Consider the following 17,470-nt stretch of genomic DNA (forward strand, 5'->3'; position numbering starts at 1 on the left):
CTGCGCACACCAAAAGTCCCCTGTAGGAGCGGGCTTGCCCGCGATAGCGCCAGATCAGGCGCCATGGAATCACAGCGAAATCGGCTTGCGCCCCGCAAACGAATGCGCCAGCGTCCCGCCATCCACCAGCTCCAGCTCGCCACCCAACGGCACACCATGGGCGATGCGCGAAGCGATCAGGCCTTTGTTCGCCAGCAACTGGGCGATGTAATGCGCGGTGGCTTCACCTTCGACCGTCGGGTTGGTGGCCAGAATGACTTCGGCGAATGTCCCCGCCTCGTCGATACGCGCCAGCAACTGGGGAATGCCGATGGCTTCCGGTCCGAGGCCGTCGAGCGGCGAGAGGTGGCCCTTGAGCACGAAGTAACGGCCGCGAAAACCGGTCTGCTCCACCGCGTAGACGTCCATCGGGCCTTCCACCACGCATAGCAAGGTGTCATCGCGACGGGTATCGGCGCATTGCGGGCACAGGTCGTCTTCGGTCAACGTGCGGCACAAGCGGCAGTGGCCCACCCCTTCCATGGCCTGGCTCATGGCCGAAGCCAGGCGCGCACCACCACTGCGATCACGCTCGAGCAGCTGCAACGCCATGCGTTGGGCAGTTTTCTGACCGACCCCAGGCAAAATTCGCAGGGCATCGATCAGTTGGCGAATCAAAGGGCTGAAGCTCATGGGGAAAAGTCCGACAAAAACAACGAGACGCGGTTTATACCCGCGCCTCTCTTTAGCGTCAAATACTCAGTCCTGCGCGACTCGCACCACCAGTTTGCCGAAGTTGCGTCCCTCCAGCAGGCCAATGAACGCCTCGGGCGCGTTCTCGAGACCGTCAACCACGTCCTCGCGGAATTTCACCTTGCCATCGCGCACCCACGGGGCCATGGCGCTGACGAATTCCGGCTGGCGGTCACCGTAGTCATCGAACACGATGAATCCCTGGATGCGCACGCGCTTGGTCAGCAACGTGCGCTGCAACTGTGGCAGGCGATCCGGGCCGGTCGGCGCCTCGCTGGCGTTGTAGGACGCAATCAGGCCGCACAAGGGAATACGTGCCTTGGGATTGAGCAACGGCACGACCGCATCGAAGACCTTGCCCCCGACATTCTCGTAATAGATGTCGATGCCATTGGGACAGGCCGACGCCAGTTCGCTGGCGAAATTCGCGCCTTTGTGGTCGATGCAGGCATCGAACCCCAGTTCTTCGACCACGTAGCGGCATTTGTCCGCACCGCCCGCCACGCCGACGACCCGCAAGCCCTTGATCTTCGCGACCTGGCCCACCACGGAACCGACCGCGCCGGACGCCGCAGCCACCACCAGTGTTTCACCCTCTTGGGGCTGGCCGATATCCATCAAGCCCATGTAGGCAGTCATACCCGGCATGCCCAGCACGCCCAAGGCCATCGACGGGCTCGGCAGTCCGGACGGCACCGCAATGATGTTGCGCCCGTCACTGATGCTGTGGCTCTGCCAGCCGGTAGCGCCGACCACCAGGTCGCCTTCGTGGAACTTGGGGTTCAAGGAACGCTCGACCCGACTGACAGCACCGCCGGTCATCACCTCGCCGATCTGCACCGGTGCCGCGTAGGACGGTGCGTCACTCATGCGCCCGCGCATGTAAGGGTCCAGCGACAGATAAAGTGTCTTGAGCAACACCTGACCATCGGCCAGCTCCGGCAGTGCCTCCCTTTCCAGACGGAAGTTCTCGGGCGTCGGTGCGCCCACCGGACGGGACGCCAGTACGATACGTTGGTTGAGGGTCAATGCTTCGGACATGTGAGCGTCTCCTTTGATCGTTGAGATTGGCCGGTGTAGATGAGCAGACCTTGGTGGCGGTTTGGGGTTCGATGTTTCCGACCGAAAGGCCGAGGTGACGCCATCGCGGGCAAGCCCGCTCCCACACTGGATCGGTGGTGTTCACAAGTCTTCTGTAGGAGCGGGCTTGCCCGCGATGGCACCCTCACAATCACCACATATCGTTCAGGCACAAACAAAAATGCCAGGCACTCAGCCTGGCATCCTGTTTAACTCATCTCATCCGCCAAGGCGAATCAGAAAGGCATTTTCATACCCGGTGGCAGTTGCATGCCAGCGGTCATGCTGCCCATTTTTTCCTGGCTGTTGGCTTCGATCTTGCGCACGGCGTCGTTGACGGCCGCAGCAATGACCGCTTCCAGCATTTCCTTGTCGTCTTCACTCATGCCTTCGACCAGGCTCGGGTCAATGCTCACGCTCTTCAAGTCATGACGACCGGTCATCACCACGGTGACCATATCGCCACCGGCCTTACCGGTGACTTCGGCGTTGGCCAGCTCTTCCTGCATCTTGGCCATTTTTTCCTGCATTTGCTGCGCCTGCTTCATCAGGCCGGCCATGCCACCTTTCATCATGGTAATCACCTCAAAGTACGTGGATATCAAGCAGCGTCCGGCCACCAGGTCGAACGCCTTCAGTTACTAGCCCTGACTGACCAGGGCCTCGACAGGTTCAATAGTATCGTTACGGATCACCGCGCCGAACTGCTGCATCATCTGCTGGATGAACGGATCGCCATGGATCGATTCCTCCGCCTCGCGCTGTCGGTCGGCACGACGACGGGATGCCGCCTGGGCGGGCGTTTCCTGCTCGGGCTTGATGAGCTCGATGTTCAGGGTCAATGGGCGTCCGTGGTACTGGTTCAACGCATCGTTGAGCCGACGTTGCTGGGTCGCGTTGAACAGCGCGCTATGGGCTGGATCGAGGTGCAACAGCCAGGTGTCGCCATCGACAGCGATTAATGTGCAGTTGGCGGCGATGCTGCCAGTCATGCCGGAAATAGGCAATTTCGGGAACAGCTCCAACCATTCCAGCGCCAGTCCGGTGGCGGGCATCGCTGCAGGTTCCGGCTCGGGCTCCGGCGCGGGCTCTGAGGTGTGTTCGCTGGCCAGTTCGTCGAGGTAGCTGTACGCCGAATCCATGTCCGGTTCGATGTAGTCCTCGTCCAGCGGCGGCTCATCGTCGTCCAGGTCGATGCCTGGTGTGGCGGCATCGACGTCAGCCACAGAAGGCTCGGGAATCGACGCAGAGGCCCACTCCGGGACGTCCGGTGCGTCCGGCACGACGCTGTCCGGCGTCTGCGCCAGGACTGGCGGCAGCTCGGGCTGTTCAGCGATGGTTTCCAGCACCGGCTCGACGGCAGGCTGCTGGATGACTTCGGGTTCGGGCTCTACCGGATCGTTCCAAGGCAGGTCGACGACTTCTTCCACCGCGACATGCTCAGGCTCGGCAACCGGCTCAGGCGCAACCACAGGAGCGACCGGCTCGGGCGTGGGCTCAGGAACGGCAGCCGGTGCCGGCGCTGCAACGACTACCGGCGCAACCACCGGTGCGGCAGCCACTGACTTGGCGGAATCAACCGTGGCCTGGCTGATTCCCACTGGCTTTAGCGGTTGCCTCGGTGCGCCCTCGGTGTCTGCCGGACGGAACGCGAGCATCCGCAGCAGAACCATCTCGAAACCACCACGCGGGTCCGGTGCCAGCGGCAGATCGCGGCGGCCGATCAGGCCCATCTGGTAATAGAACTGCACGTCTTCGGCGGGCAAGGCCTGGGCCAGTGCCAGCACCCGGTCGCGATCGCCGTGGCCGTTGTCGACGCCGTCAGGCAAGGCCTGGGCGATGGCGACCCGGTGCAGCACGTTGAGAATTTCAGACAGCACGCCGTTCCAGTCGGGGCCTTGCTCGGCGAGGTGGCGCACCGCTTCGAGCAATGCCTTGGCATCACCTTCGATCAGCGCATGCAAGACGTCATACACCTGACCATGGTCGAGGGTGCCAAGCATTGCCCGCACGTCGGCGGCCATGACCTTGCCTTCACCGAAGGCAATCGCCTGGTCGGTCAGGCTCATGGCATCGCGCATCGAACCATCGGCAGCACGGCCCAGCAACCAAAGCGCATCGTCTTCGAACGGAACGTTCTCGACGCCCAGCACATGGGTCAAATGCTCGACCACCCGCTCCGGGGTCATGTTTTTCAGGGAGAACTGCAAGCAACGGGACAAAATCGTTGCAGGAAGTTTCTGTGGATCGGTGGTCGCCAGGATGAACTTGACGTAGGGCGGCGGCTCTTCAAGGGTTTTCAACAGCGCGTTGAAGGAGTGACTGGACAGCATGTGCACTTCGTCGATCAGGTAGACCTTGAAGCGCCCACGGCTTGGCGCGTACTGCACGTTATCCAGCAGCTCGCGGGTGTCCTCGACCTTGGTCCGGCTCGCGGCGTCGATCTCGATCAGGTCGACGAAGCGCCCTTCATCGATCTCACGGCATACCGAACACTCGCCACAGGGGCTGGAGGTGATGCCGGTTTCACAGTTCAGGCACTTGGCGATGATCCGCGCAATGGTGGTCTTGCCGACCCCGCGTGTACCGGTAAACAGGTAGGCATGGTGCAGCCGCTGGCTGTCCAAGGCATTGATCAGAGCCTTGAGCACATGGGTCTGGCCGACCATTTCGCGGAACGAGCGCGGACGCCATTTACGTGCAAGAACCTGATAACTCATCGAAAACCGTCGCAACCAAGGAACAGAAGCGGCTAATGCTAGCGGAGCAAGGGCAAAATTGCATCCGGCATGCTCGTCTAATCTGGCTAAGATGCACACTTGGGGCTTTTATTGGCCCGGGTTCGATCCGTACTGGAGCGTCTATGCGGCTGGCCTTGGGGGCACTGCTGTTGATCGGTCTGAACGCCAGCGCCGCAGAGGCGCCCTTGCGCTTTGTGCTGCCCGACAGTTGGGCCATGCCGATGGTGCAACTGGAGCGCGGCCAGCCGACCCAAGGCATCCTGTATGACGCGATGCTCAGCCTGGCCACTCAGGTCGGCGTGCCGGCCGAGTTCCATGTGTTGCCCCGGGCACGCGTGCAGGGCGCGATGGAACATGGTGAAGTCGATGTGCGCTGTTATGCCGCGCAATCGTGGCTGCCGAATCAATCCGGCGACTATATCTGGAGCATCCCGCTGTGGACTCAACCGGACGTGCTGGTCAGCCGCCGGGGCCCGCCACTCGCCGTGGTCCCGGCAGACCTGCCGCGCCAGACCATCGGTACGGTGCTGGGTTACAGCTATCCGACCTTGCAACCCCTGTTCGACAACGGCCACTTGCTGCGCGAGGACGCGCGCAGTCAGGATCAGGCGCTGGAGAAGCTGCTGGCCGGACGCTATCGCTATGCGGTGAGCAATCTGTGGACACTGGACTGGTTCAACCAGCGCCAGCCCTCAGATCGGCAACTGCAAGGCGTGGCGGTGCTGCAGGAGCAAAGTGTTGGCTGCTTCGTTCGCAACGATCCGAACGTGCCCGTGCAGCGCATCCTGCGCACGCTGCTGCGGATGAAAATGTCCGGGGAGATCGACGACATCATCCGGCTGTATGTGGGTAATGCGGACAATCGATAAGCGCCCTTTTCACGGAACGGCCTCGTCCAGCCGCCATGGCCGTGGCGCAACATACTGTTCGGCCCAACGCTGCACCTCGTCCTCCGGCATCGGACGGGCGATGAAATATCCCTGGCCAATGTCGCACCCCAGTTGCAACAGCATCCGGCCATGTTCGATGCTTTCCACCCCTTCGGCAATCACCTGCCGGCCAAACGCCCGTGCCAGGCCTATCACGGCCTTGGTCAGGGCCAGATCGTCGTGATCATGCAGAATGTCTCGAATGAACGAGCGGTCGATCTTGATCGTCTGCGTGCGCAAGCGCTTGAGGTAACTGAGCGAGGAATACCCCGTGCCGAAGTCCCCTAACGAGAACTGAACCCCAAGCGCCTGACAGGCTTGCAGGCAAGCACTGACATGCTGGATGTTCTCGACGGCGACCGACTCGACGATTTCCAGGTCCAGCCTCTGCGGCGGGACGTGGGCATGCCGCGCGAGCAACTGATCAAGGCGGTCGACAAAGTCGGCACGCTGGAAATGCCGGGCGGCAATGTTCACGCTGATCGGCCAGCCCTGCCCGGCGGCCTGCCAACGACCCAATTGTTGCAACACCTGATCGATCACCCATTCTCCGATGTCGATGATCAGGTCAGTTTGCGCCACCACCGGCAAGAACTCCCGAGCCGGGATCGTGCCCTTCTGCGGATGCTCCCAGCGCAGCAGCGCCTCGAACCCGACGATGACGCCATGACGCATATGCACCTTGGGCTGGTAATAAAGGCGCAATTCACCAGCAGCCAGCGCCTGCCGCACCCGCTCGACGGTCTTGTGCGTCGCCTTGACCTCCTGATCGCGCCCCACATCGAACAAATGGAACCGGTTGCGCCCGCTCTGTTTGGCCACGTACATGGCCTGATCGGCGTGGCGCAGCAAGGTTTCGGCGTCTTCGTCGTCATGGGGAAACAGCGTCACACCGATACTGGCGAAGACATTGAGCGCCTTGCCCTGCACCGAATAAGGGGCAGACAATGCCCCCAGCACCCGATTGAGCGCCGCGCGCAGCTCCGGCAGGTCGCGCACATAACGCAACACCAGCACGAACTCGTCACCCGCCAGCCGCGCCACCACGTCTTCACCGCGAACGATGTCGCGCAAGCGCCTGGCCACTTCCACCAGCAACAGATCGCCACTGGCATGCCCGTAGCCATCATTGACGGCCTTGAAACCATCGAGGTCGAGCATACACACCGCCAAGGGAATGTTTTCCTGACGGGAAAAGGCCAACGCCTGGTCGAGCAAGTCGGAAAGAAACGCACGATTGGGCAGGCCGGTCAGGACGTCATGCCCCACGCGCCATTGCAGGGAATGCAACAGTTGGCGTTTTTCACTGATGTCGAAACGAATGGCGAGGAAACGGTGAATCCGCCCAGTGATGTCGTCCAGCACCGGCACCAGGGTGCTCTCTACCCAGAACAGACTGCCGTCCTTGGCGCGATTGCAGATTTCCCCTTCCACACATTGCCCAAGGCGATGGTGCGCCACATGTTGAGGAAGAATTCGGTCGGGTGCAGCCCGGAATTGAGCAGACGATGGTTCTGTCCGAGCAGTTCGTCACGACTGTAGCCGGACACGGCGCAGAACTGATCGTTGACGTAGGTGATCCGACCGGTGACGTCCGTCTCGGAAAAAATCGCGGCGGCATCCACGGCCCTGCGGTATTTCTCGTCCATGATTCAGGCTCACTGCCGCTAGCGGCGATCGCGTTCGACCAGCGCGCAATAACCGGTAAAGAAGAGTTGAATCCACTTGCGCAGCGCCACGTGATCACTCCATGTACAGCCATTGATGGCCCATTGGTAGCCGCCGATCTACTAGCCTCAACGACAGAGACGCAGCAACGGCCATTTCGGTAATTTTTTGCACGGCAAAGCCAAGCTGAGCCCGCCACTCACTGGTGGGGAGGAGCGCAGTGCTGGCTCTGCGCCACCAGGCGAACTTCAGAGAACCGGACACCCAATATCCCCTTGGGAGTGACGATTCTACGAATTACATCACAATTTGCATAGCAAAGTGATGAATCGAGCGGTTGCCTAATGCGAAAATCTATCGTTAAGTTCTTGATTCTAAATGGGAATTGAGCGATGCAAATTTCAAGCTTGGGTTCAGCCATTCGTCGTTACCGCAAGGTCGCAGGGCTTACTCAGGCTGAGCTCGGTGAAAGGACCGGTTTTGACCCCAAAACCATCAGCCGCTTCGAAACCGGGACCTACACGCCCAGCGTGGAGGCGCTGTTCCTGCTTGCCACTGTGCTGGGGGTCCAGCTCAAGGCATTTTTTGTCGATCTGGATGATGAAGACGAACAACGCGCTTACCTGTTCTCCGTCATCCACAAAACCGCGCCGAAGGATCTGGGCAAGCTGATCGCCGCGGTCGACCAGGCCCTTTCAAAGCTCGAGCGACAGACATAAAAAAGGAGGCCGACCTGAATCGACAGGTCGGCCTCCTTTTTTGTGTGCCAAATCGCAAACGACAAAAATCCGCCCCTGAGCACATTCAGGACAGAGCAAGGAAGATGATTTAAGCGGGATAACGCGAGAGAGGGTCCGCGTAGCGTTATGGAGGCAACCCCACCAGCCACACCCCGGCACACAATGTTCCCGCTGTGGCTGCTGCCTTCCGGCTCTGACCAGGTTCACGGGTAATCGTTGCGGGGGGACCGATGGGGTCACCATAACGACGCCCGCCTGACGGCGAGCCGCGCCATTGTACCTGTCTGGGACGAAGTTACAACCGTTGGCCGGGATAAAAAATTTGAGTGGGTTCAAGGACATGCAAACTATCGCGGGCAAGCCCGCTCCCACAGGGATCTTCGCTGTGAACAAATTGCCTGTTCACCCTGAAATCCTGTGGGAGCGGGCTTGCCCGCGAAGGCGTCCGCAAGGCCGGTGGTTTAGATGTCCTGCACCACTTCATCTGCCCTGCCGCCCGCCTGCTGGATGACCAAATGGATGAAATGCAGCTTGGCGATGGCCGCCGGTGGCAGGACGAAGGGGTAGAAATCTGCCTGCCCCATGCTGCGCGACAGTTCGTTGAGCATGCTCGCCAGTTCGATCCAGGCGTTGACGAACGAGAGGAACGCCGCGCCGCCGGGGTGCTGTGAATCGAACAGGACGCTGGCCGGGAACGGCTGGTAGTCGAGGTCCATCTCCCGGGCGCTCATGCCGAAACCGAGGGCCGTGTCCACTGCGTCCATCATGTGCAGGTAGTGCGCCCAGGTTTCCGCCCAGTCTTCCCACGGATGCATGGTGGCGTAAGCGCTGACGAAGTGTTGCTGCCAATCCAAAGGCGCACCTTGCTGGTAATGGCGTTCCAGCGCGTCGGCGTAGCTCGCCCGCTCGTCACCGAACAGGTCACGAAACGGCGCCTGCCACTCGGTGTTTGCAATCAATCGATCCCAGTAATAGTGGCCGACTTCGTGCCGAAAATGCCCCAGCAGCGTGCGATACGGCTCATGCATGTGCACCCGCACCTGTTCGCGGTGGGCGTCGTCAGCTTCGCTGATATCCAGGGTAATCAGGCCATTGGCGTGGCCGGTGGTGGGCGGCTTGCCTTCCAGGTCGACGCCGATGAAGTCGAACGCCAGGCCCGCCTCGGCGTCTTCGGACCGGGGCACGATCGGCAGGCCCAGGCCGAGCAACTGGGCGACCAGCCGGCGCTTGGCTGCTTCGACCTTGCGCCAGCGCTCGTGGTTGTCGTCAATCGACAGGTCGGGGATGGTGCGATTGAGTCGGCACGCGATGCATAAGCTGTGAGAATCGCTGGCCGGAAACAGCCAGTTGCAGGCGGCCGGCGAGTCGAGGTTGGCACAGCGGCGCCAGGCACCGGCGTCGGGGTCGGCGTCGAGTAGCCAGGTGCCCGCCTGTTCGGCGGGTTGCATGGAGGTCAGGCGGCCTTGCTGTGGCTGATAACCCAGGGCCGCCGAACAGGCCAGGCATTGGCTGTTGGGAAAAAACAGCGATTGCCCGCAGCGGCAGTTCCACACCTTGCTGTTGCGCGAACGCTCGCCGATGAAGGGCGCGGCGATGCGCGAACTGAGCTGTTCGAAGAAACGGAGCATGGCGATCTCTTCCTTGGGGGTTGCCAAGACTAGATCATTGCTCCATCGAGATCGTTCCCACGCCGTGCGTGGGAACGATCATCATCGCGAGCAAGCTCGCTCCTACAGGAGGTAGCTACGCAGATATGCCGTGCTCACCCAGGAAACTGACAAACGCCTCCTCATCCAGCACCTTCAACCCCAGCTCATTCGCCTTGGCCAATTTGGAGCCCGCACCGGGCCCCGCCACCACGCAGTGGGTCTTGGCCGATACCGAACCGGCCACCTTGGCGCCGAGGCTTTCCAGCTTGTCCTTGGCCACGTCGCGACTCATCAACTCCAGCGAGCCGGTCAGCACCCAGGTCTGGCCCGTCAGCGGCAAGCCTTCGACGACTTTTTTCTCGCTCAACCAGTGCATGCCGAAATCGCGCAATTGTTGCTCCGCCGCTTGCGCCAACTCCCGGTTTTCGGCCAAGGCAAAAAACTCCCGAACCGAGTTGGCCTGCTTTTCCGGCAGGGCCTGGCGCATGTCCAGCCAATCGGCATTGAACACGCCTTCCAGCGACCCGAATTTTTCCGCAAGTTTCTGCGCGCCACCCGGCCCGACCGACGGAATGTGCAGCTTGTCCAGGAAACCACCGAGGGTCGTGCTGGCAGCGAACTCGGCACTCAGCTCGCCCTGATCCTGAATCTGCAAACCATGCTTGAGCAGATCGGCGATGACTTGCTGGTTGTGCTTGTCTTCAAAAAAGCTGTGAATCTCGTGGGCCACTTCCAGCCCTACGTCCGGCAAGTAGGTCAGCACGTTTGGCAATGCCTGCTGGACCCGCTCCAGCGACCCCAGCGAGCGCGCCAGGACCTTGGCCGTCTCCTCGCCGACATCGGGAATGCCCAGGGCATAGATGAAGCGCGCCAGGCTCGGGCGCTTGCTGTCCTCGATGGCGCTGAGCAACTTTTTGCTCGACAGCTCGGCAAAACCTTCGAGCTCGACGATGTCTTCGAACTTCAGCGCATAAAGGTCGGCCGGCGAACTCACCAGACCTTCATCGACCAGTTGCTCGACGCTCTTGTCGCCCAGGCCTTCGATGTCCATGGCGCGGCGCGACACGAAGTGAATGATTGCCTGTTTCAGCTGCGCGCCGCAGGCCAGTCGGCCAACGCAGCGATACACCGCGCCTTCACTGACGGTTTCGCGACCCTTGCTGCGCTTGACCAGTTGGGTACGTTCGACATGGGAACCGCACACCGGGCAACGCTCGGGAATCTGTACGGCGCGTGCATCCTTAGGGCGACGCTCGAGCACCACCTGCACCACTTGCGGAATCACATCGCCGGCGCGGCGAATGATCACGGTGTCGCCGATCATCAGGCCCAGGCGCGCCACTTCATCCATGTTGTGCAGCGTTGCGTTGGCCACGGTGACGCCGGCGACCTTCACCGGCTTCAATCGGGCGACAGGGGTCACCGCACCGGTACGACCGACCTGGAATTCCACGTCGAGCAGTTCGGTGAGCTCTTCCATTGCCGGGAATTTGTGGGCAATCGCCCAGCGCGGTTCACGCGCACGGAAACCCAGCTCACGCTGGGAGGCGATGCTGTTGACCTTGAACACCACGCCATCGATTTCATAAGCCAGGCCATTGCGGCGCTCACCGATGTCGCGGTAGTAATCCAGGCACTCGTCGATGCCATGCGCCAGCTTCAGCTCGCGGCTGATCGGCAGGCCCCAGGCTTGCAGCTGCTTGAGGTTGCCAATGTGGGTGTCGGCGATGTCTTGCGAGACCTGACCAATGCCGTAGCAGCAGAACTCCAGCGGACGGTTGGCGGTAATCTTCGAATCCAGTTGGCGCAAGCTACCCGCTGCCGCGTTGCGCGGGTTGGCGAAGGTTTTGCCACCCACTTCAAGCTGCGTAGCGTTCAGGCGTTCGAAACCGGCCTTGGACATGAACACCTCACCGCGCACTTCCAGGGTCGCCGGCCAGCCAGTGCCTTGCAGCTTCAACGGAATGTTGCGCACGGTGCGCACGTTGACGCTGATGTCTTCGCCGGTGGTGCCGTCGCCACGGGTCGCGCCGCGCACCAGTACGCCGTCCTGATACAGCAGGCTGACCGCCAGGCCATCGAGTTTAGGCTCGCAACTGTATTCCACTGCCGAACCGCCGCCGAACAGATCACCGGCCGGCAGGTCGAGACCTTCGGTCACCCGGCGATCGAACTCGCGCATATCAGTTTCTTCGAAGGCGTTGCCGAGGCTGAGCATCGGCACTTCGTGACGCACCTGGGTGAACGCCGACAACGCAGCGCTGCCGACGCGCTGCGTCGGCGAGTCGCTGGTGATCAGCTCCGGGTTGGCCGCTTCGAGGGCTTTGAGTTCGTGGAACAAGCGATCGTATTCGGCGTCCGGAATGCTCGGCTCGTCCAGCACGTGATAACGATAGTTGTGCTGATCGAGTTCAGCGCGCAGCTCTAGAATGCGGTTTTTGGCGGCGGTCATGGGTGTTCTCTCATAAAGCAAAAGAGCAGCCGAGGCTGCTCAATCTGTTGATGCGGCAAAACTAACTGTAGGAGCCGAGCTTGCTCGCGATGGCGATCTCATAGACGCCATCGCGAGCAAGCTCGGCTCCTACAGGTGCAGGTCGCGTGGCACGATCCTGTTCTCAACGCTTCTGGGTCAATGCGCGACGTTCGAACTCAACGATGCGCTGACGGTAGTGTTCGATGGTCTGGGCGGTCAGCACGCTGCGCTGGTCGTCCTTGAGCTCGCCGTTGAGCTCCTGGGACAGTTTGCGCGCCGCAGCCACCATCACGTCGAAGGCTTGCTTGGGATGACGTGGACCCGGCAGACCGAGGAAAAAGCTAACGGCCGGGGTGCTGAAATGGTCGATGTCGTCCAGGTCGAAGATACCCGGCTTGACAGCGTTGGCCATGGAGAACAGCACTTCGCCATTACCGGCCATGCTTTCGTGGCGATGGAAGATGTCCATTTCGCCAAAACGCAAACCGCTTTCCAGGATGTTCTGCAACAGCGCCGGTCCTTTGAAGCCGGCCGCGTCGCGGCAGATCACGCTGATCACCAGCACTTCTTCGGCTTGCGGCTGCTCCTTGTCGCCCAGAGACGGCGAGGACTTGCTGTCGTCAGGAAAATCATCGTCACGGCTGTTGAAGCTCGGGCCACCGTCGAGGTCGAGGCTGAGGTTCATGTCGCCCTGGGATGGTTCGCCATGGCCACGCTTGCCACGTTTGGAACCCGACTCACGAGCCTCACGGGCCGGCGCGCTGACCGACGGCAGATCATGCTCGTCCAGTTGCGGTTCTTTATGGGTATCGAGCACGCGGGACGGGCCCAATAGCTCGGCATTACCGTCGTCATCCGGCAAATTGGACAGATTTCGATCAAGACGGAACTTCAGTTTCCCCTTGCCGCCGCGCATCCGGCGCCAGCCATCAAAAAGAATACCGGCAATGACAATGATGCCGATGACGATCAGCCACTCGCGCAGACCGATTTCCATGTAATCCCGTGCCTCTATAAAAAATGCTGAAAAATAAGGGGTTTACAACTGGTAAACCGCTTTAAAACGTGGCGCCAACTCTATGTTCTGACAGGCGTTTTGCCCACGTATACGAAAATTTGACATTAAACTAGCACGACCAAAGACAACTTTACACCGTCTGTCGAAATCGCCGCGCAAATTGTGTCGATTTGCCATCTTCGCCCAACAATTTGCTCGTTTAATCAGGCGCGCGGCTCAAGCTACAAGCCTCAAGTTCCAAGCACAACCTCTTGCAGCTTACAGCTTGCAGCTCGAAGCTACGCCGCTAGGCGTCCACCATCGCCATGGCCTCCTCGACATCCACCGCCACCAATCGCGAACATCCGGGCTCGTGCATCGTCACCCCCATCAATTGATCGGCCATTTCCATGGCGATCTTGTTGTGGGTGATGTAGATGAACTGCACCGTCTGCGACATCTCCTTCACCAGTCGTGCGTAGCGGCCGACGTTCGCGTCGTCCAGTGGCGCGTCCACTTCGTCGAGCATGCAGAACGGTGCCGGATTCAACTTGAAGATCGCAAAAACCAGGGCCAATGCGGTCAGCGCTTTCTCGCCGCCGGAGAGCAAATGGATGGTGCTGTTCTTCTTCCCGGGCGGGCGCGCCATGATTGTCACCCCTGTATCGAGTAGATCTTCGCCCGTCAGTTCCAAATACGCGCTGCCTCCGCCGAAAACTTTTGGGAAAAGTGCCTGTAAACCACCATTGATCTGATCAAAGGTATCCTTGAAGCGGTTGCGGGTCTCCTTGTCGATCTTGCGAATCACGTTCTCGAGGGTATCCAGCGCTTCCACCAAATCGTCGTTCTGCGCATCCAGATAACGTTTACGCTCCGATTGTTGCTGGTATTCATCGATGGCCGCGAGGTTGATCGCACCCAGGCGTGCAATGCGCGCAGCGATGCGTTCGAGCTCTTCTTCGGCGTCCTTCTCGTTGGCCTCAGGCGCGAGCGTGGCGAGTACGCCATGCAAATCGTAACCGTCCTCCAGCAACTGGTCTTCAAGGGCCTTGCGGCGCACGGTCAGGGCTTGCCATTCCATGCGCTGGGATTCCATCTGGCCACGAATCAGCTGCGATTGCTGTTCGGCCTGGTTACGACGTTTTTCGGCGTCGCGCAGTTCACGGTCGGCATCTTCCAGGGCGATTTGCGCGGTCTTGAGTTCTTCATCGACGGTCATGCGCTTGTCGAGCAGCTCTTCAAGCTTGAGGCGCAGCTCTTCCAGCGGCGCCTCGCCCTCCTCCAGATTGAGGCTCAGTTGCTCGCGCTTTTCGGTCAGGCGCTCGGACTGCATTTCCAGACGTTCCAGCGCCTGGCGAGTGGAGTCGTGCTGCGCCCGCAGCGAACCCAGGCGAACGGCCAATTGATGGGCATGATCCTTGTGCTGCCGCGCTTCCTGACGCACGCGATCGAGACGCTCGCGCAGGCTGTCGCGCTGGGCCAGCAGCAGCTCGCGCTGCTCGGTGTCCAGCGCCATGGCATCCAGCGCGTCCTGCAATTGCAGGCGCGCTTCACCGATATTTTCGTGCTCCAGTTCGCGCTGCTCGGCCAGCTCGGCCAGCTCCTCATCGAGCCGGCGGCGGCGCAAGGTCAATTGCTCGGCCTTGGCCTTGCCAGCGGACAATTGCGCCTTGAGCTCGCCCTGCTGGCGCGCCTCGTCTTGCAGCAGTCGGCGCAAATGTTCACGACCGTTTTCCTGTTGCCGCTGTTGCGCCCGCAGGTTCTGCAATTGCGTTTCCAGGGTCTCGACCGAGGCCTCTCGCTCTTCGCGCTCAAGCCCCAGTCGCTGGATTTCCTGGCCCCGCGCCAGCACGCCGCTTTCCGCTTCGCTGGCCCGGCGCACGCGCAGGAAGTGCCGGCCAACCCAGTAGCCATCACGGCTGATCAGGCTTTGTCCGGTCGCCAGTTGACCACGCAGCGCCAAGGCCTGCTCCAGGCTGTCGACCGGTTTGACCTGGCCCAACCACGGAGACAGGTCGATCTGCGCTTCAACCTTGTCGAGCAGGCTGCCGGGCACACGCACGCCATCGCTCGCGGGGCTGAGTAAACGCAGATCGCCCTGGCTGAAACCCGCGAGGTCGACCCCGGTGAAATCGTCCACCAGCACCGCTTGCAGATCGGCGCCAAGCACGGTTTCCACCGCCAACTCCCAGCCCGCATCCACTTTCAGGCCTTCAGCCAATCGCGGACGCTCGGCCAGATGTTGCTCGCGCAGCCACTCGGCGGTGCCGGTGCCCGGATCGAGCGCAGCCTGTTGCAAGGCTTCGAGCGAAGCCAGGCGCCCATTGAGGCGCTGCAAATCGCCCTGGGCCTGTTGCTGCGCCGACAGCGCCTGCTGCAGTTGCTGGCGCAGTTGTTCAAGGCGCTCGACCTGCGCCTCTTCACTGGCCTGCAAGTCTTCCAGGGTCGCCTCACTCGCCGCCAACTGTTCGGTCAGCGCCATGATCGCCGCGTCTTCCGGGTCCGCCGAAAGCAAATCGCGCTCTTCGCCCAGGCGTTTCTGCCGGTCGGCCAAGCGTTCCAGGCTGGTTTCCAGCTGTTGGATCCGCGCTTGCTGCACTTCGGACTGGCGACGCGGTTCCGCGGCTGTGAGGTTGAACGCGTCCCACTGTTCCTGCCAGCCGTGCATGGTGGTTTCGGATTCTTCCAGCGCCGCGGCGGCTTCTTCGGCGGCAGCGCTGGTGATCTCCTGCTCCGGCACGAGCATGTCCAGCTCTTCGCCGAGGGTCAGCAGCAAGGTGCGGTCGTGCCCCAGGTGCGATTCGGTTTCCAGGCGCGCGCGTTCGGCTTCCTTCAAATCGTCCTGCAACTGCCGCAGACGCTGTTGACCGTGCTGGATGCTCTGCTCGACCCGGGCGATGTCGCCGCCGACCGAATAAAAGCGCCCCTGCACCAGGTTGAAACGCTCGGACAGGTCATGGTGACCGTCACGCAGGCGTTCGATGCTGGCGTCGGCGTTGCGCTGTTCGGCCACCAATGCTTCGAAGGTGACTTCCTGATTGCCGATCACGGCCTCGCGCTGACCAACCTGCTCGTTCAGCGCCTGCCAGCGCAGTGCCGACAACTGCGCCTTGAGCTGACGCTCCTCGCCCTTGTATTCCTGGTATTTCTTGGCGGACTCGGCCTGACGGTGCAGGCGTTCGAGCTGGCGTTCGAGCTCTTCGCGCAGGTCGGTCAGGCGCGCAAGGTTTTCGTGGGTGCGCCGGATTCGGTTTTCAGTCTCGCGCCGACGCTCCTTGTACTTGGAAATCCCCGCCGCTTCCTCGATGAAGTTGCGCAAGTCTTCCGGCTTGGCTTCGATCAGCTTGGAGATCATTCCCTGCTCAATGATCGAGTAACTGCGCGGCCCCAGGCCAGTGCCGAGGAAAATATCGGTGATGTCACGGCGGCGGCATTTGGCGCCGTTGAGGAAGTAGCTGTTCTGGCTGTCGCGGGTCACTTTGCGGCGAATGGAAATTTCCGCATAGGCGGCGTACTCGCCGATCAAGGTGCCATCACTGTTATCGAACACCAGCTCGATGCTCGCCTGGCTCACCGGCTTGCGGCTCGTCGAGCCATTGAAGATGACGTCAGTCATCGACTCGCCACGCAGGTTCTTGGCCGAGCTCTCGCCCATCACCCATCGTACGGCGTCGATGATGTTCGACTTGCCGCAACCATTGGGCCCGACCACCGCCGCCATGTTACTGGGGAAGTTTACCGTGGTCGGATCGACGAAGGATTTGAACCCCGCCAGCTTGATGCACTTGAGCCGCACGCTTAAGCGTCCGTCAGGGCAGAGATCACCAGATCACAGCTGCGCTGGCCATAGGCCGTCAGCACTTCACGTATCTGCTGGAAATCACGGGCGATGACCGCGCCCAGCAGTTGGGAGAACAAGGCCAGGTACTCGCTCATCGACGCCTTGCGCTGGTCCAGGGCCAGGAAATACGCACGGCTCATGGCCGGCTGCAGGTTTTCGACGGTTTCCTGCAAATACGGGTTATCGGCGAAGGGATATGCGGCGCGCATCACGTTGAAGCTGTCATCGACGAAGGTGCGGATGTCCTGGCGTTCGAAACTGCCCTGCAGGCGTTGCTGGATCTGCACGAACGGCGCGAGGTCGGCCTGCACTTGCCAGCCAGTGGCCACGGCGTTGCCAAGCATGATGTACAACTCGCCCATGAGGGTGCACAGGCTGCGCACTTTGTGGGCAGTGAGCTCGGTGACGTGGGCACCGCGTCGCGGCAGGATCGCGATCAGGTGGCGACGCTCGAGAATAAGCAGCGCCTCGCGGACCGAACCACGACTGACATTGAGGGCCAGCGTGACCTTCTGTTCCTGGATGCGCTCCCCGGGCTTCATTTCACCGCGAATGATGCGTTCGGCGAGGTGGTGCGCGATTTGCTCGGCGAGGCTGTCCGGCGCCTTGAACGTCATGGT

11 protein-coding genes, 1 other RNA gene and 1 pseudogene are annotated in these 17,470 nt (G+C 61.2%); 2 read left to right on the forward strand and 11 right to left on the reverse strand.

The genetic code is table 11. The annotated features are described in order from the left end of the window. Positions 1-69: 69 nt before the first annotated feature. The 4 genes from recR to dnaX form a co-directional block, all read right to left on the reverse strand. Complete coding sequence (recR, locus tag AB4N33_RS12800) at positions 70-672, reverse strand: recombination mediator RecR (RefSeq protein ID WP_460116913.1); 603 nt, start codon at positions 670-672, stop codon at positions 70-72. 66 nt (positions 673-738) lie between these two features. Continuing rightward, a complete protein-coding gene (locus AB4N33_RS12805; RefSeq protein ID WP_460116914.1) occupies positions 739-1,773 on the reverse strand; it encodes an NADP-dependent oxidoreductase in 1,035 nt (344 codons plus the stop codon). 275 nt (positions 1,774-2,048) lie between these two features. Continuing rightward, complete coding sequence (locus AB4N33_RS12810) at positions 2,049-2,387, reverse strand: YbaB/EbfC family nucleoid-associated protein (RefSeq protein WP_460116915.1); 339 nt, start codon at positions 2,385-2,387, stop codon at positions 2,049-2,051. Positions 2,388-2,453: 66 nt separating this feature from the next. Beyond that, a complete protein-coding gene (gene dnaX, locus AB4N33_RS12815) occupies positions 2,454-4,532 on the reverse strand; it encodes a DNA polymerase III subunit gamma/tau (RefSeq protein ID WP_476457471.1) in 2,079 nt (692 codons plus the stop codon). 143 nt (positions 4,533-4,675) lie between these two features. Between dnaX and AB4N33_RS12820 the strand changes: the two genes are divergently transcribed. Next, positions 4,676-5,422 carry a substrate-binding periplasmic protein gene (locus AB4N33_RS12820; RefSeq protein WP_460116917.1) on the forward strand — a complete coding sequence of 249 codons (747 nt, stop codon included), beginning with the start codon at positions 4,676-4,678 and terminating at the stop codon, positions 5,420-5,422. Positions 5,423-5,431: 9 nt separating this feature from the next. On the opposite strand, the pseudogene AB4N33_RS12825 reads toward AB4N33_RS12820, so the two are convergent. Continuing rightward, positions 5,432-7,131, reverse strand: a pseudogene (locus AB4N33_RS12825) (putative bifunctional diguanylate cyclase/phosphodiesterase). A 411-nt stretch (positions 7,132-7,542) separates the two neighbouring features. Here AB4N33_RS12825 and AB4N33_RS12830 point away from each other — a divergent pair. After that, the gene (locus tag AB4N33_RS12830) at positions 7,543-7,869 is read left to right on the forward strand and encodes a helix-turn-helix domain-containing protein (RefSeq protein ID WP_460116919.1); all 327 of its coding nucleotides are present in this window, start codon (positions 7,543-7,545) and stop codon (positions 7,867-7,869) included. A gap of 157 nt (positions 7,870-8,026) precedes the next feature. Here AB4N33_RS12830 and ffs read toward each other — a convergent pair. From ffs to AB4N33_RS12860, 6 genes are all read right to left on the reverse strand, one after another. Beyond that, positions 8,027-8,123: signal recognition particle sRNA small type (gene ffs, locus AB4N33_RS12835), an RNA gene on the reverse strand. Between the two features lie 228 nt (positions 8,124-8,351). After that, positions 8,352-9,518 (reverse strand): zinc-binding metallopeptidase family protein, encoded by a 1,167-nt coding sequence (locus tag AB4N33_RS12840; RefSeq protein WP_476457472.1) that lies wholly within the window; start codon positions 9,516-9,518, stop codon positions 8,352-8,354. Positions 9,519-9,633: 115 nt separating this feature from the next. After that, complete coding sequence (gene ligA / locus AB4N33_RS12845) at positions 9,634-11,991, reverse strand: NAD-dependent DNA ligase LigA (RefSeq protein ID WP_476457473.1); 2,358 nt, start codon at positions 11,989-11,991, stop codon at positions 9,634-9,636. 163 nt (positions 11,992-12,154) lie between these two features. After that, positions 12,155-13,009, reverse strand: coding sequence for a cell division protein ZipA (zipA, locus tag AB4N33_RS12850; RefSeq protein WP_460116922.1), 855 nt, complete (start codon positions 13,007-13,009; stop codon positions 12,155-12,157). 307 nt (positions 13,010-13,316) lie between these two features. Further along, positions 13,317-16,805 carry a chromosome segregation protein SMC gene (smc, locus tag AB4N33_RS12855; protein ID WP_460116923.1) on the reverse strand — a complete coding sequence of 1,163 codons (3,489 nt, stop codon included), beginning with the start codon at positions 16,803-16,805 and terminating at the stop codon, positions 13,317-13,319. 2 nt (positions 16,806-16,807) lie between these two features. Continuing rightward, a complete protein-coding gene (locus AB4N33_RS12860; RefSeq protein WP_476457474.1) occupies positions 16,808-17,467 on the reverse strand; it encodes a GntR family transcriptional regulator in 660 nt (219 codons plus the stop codon). Positions 17,468-17,470: the final 3 nt, after the last annotated feature.

Source organism: Pseudomonas sp. S1_E05 (genome assembly GCF_056337105.1).

What these genes read in the sequence shown, in the direction of transcription:
- AB4N33_RS12805 (WP_460116914.1), bottom strand. Translation starts at nt 1,773, where the DNA reads ATGTCCGAAGCATTGACCCTCAACCAACGTATCGTACTGGCGTCCCGT.
- AB4N33_RS12810 (WP_460116915.1), bottom strand. Translation starts at nt 2,387, where the DNA reads ATGATGAAAGGTGGCATGGCCGGCCTGATGAAGCAGGCGCAGCAAATG.
- AB4N33_RS12830 (WP_460116919.1), top strand. Translation starts at nt 7,543, where the DNA reads ATGCAAATTTCAAGCTTGGGTTCAGCCATTCGTCGTTACCGCAAGGTC.
- zipA (WP_460116922.1), bottom strand. Translation starts at nt 13,009, where the DNA reads ATGGAAATCGGTCTGCGCGAGTGGCTGATCGTCATCGGCATCATTGTC.
- dnaX (WP_476457471.1), bottom strand. Translation starts at nt 4,532, where the DNA reads ATGAGTTATCAGGTTCTTGCACGTAAATGGCGTCCGCGCTCGTTCCGC.
- AB4N33_RS12840 (WP_476457472.1), bottom strand. Translation starts at nt 9,518, where the DNA reads ATGCTCCGTTTCTTCGAACAGCTCAGTTCGCGCATCGCCGCGCCCTTC.
- AB4N33_RS12860 (WP_476457474.1), bottom strand. Translation starts at nt 17,467, where the DNA reads ATGACGTTCAAGGCGCCGGACAGCCTCGCCGAGCAAATCGCGCACCAC.
- recR (WP_460116913.1), bottom strand. Translation starts at nt 672, where the DNA reads ATGAGCTTCAGCCCTTTGATTCGCCAACTGATCGATGCCCTGCGAATT.
- ligA (WP_476457473.1), bottom strand. Translation starts at nt 11,991, where the DNA reads ATGACCGCCGCCAAAAACCGCATTCTAGAGCTGCGCGCTGAACTCGAT.
- AB4N33_RS12820 (WP_460116917.1), top strand. Translation starts at nt 4,676, where the DNA reads ATGCGGCTGGCCTTGGGGGCACTGCTGTTGATCGGTCTGAACGCCAGC.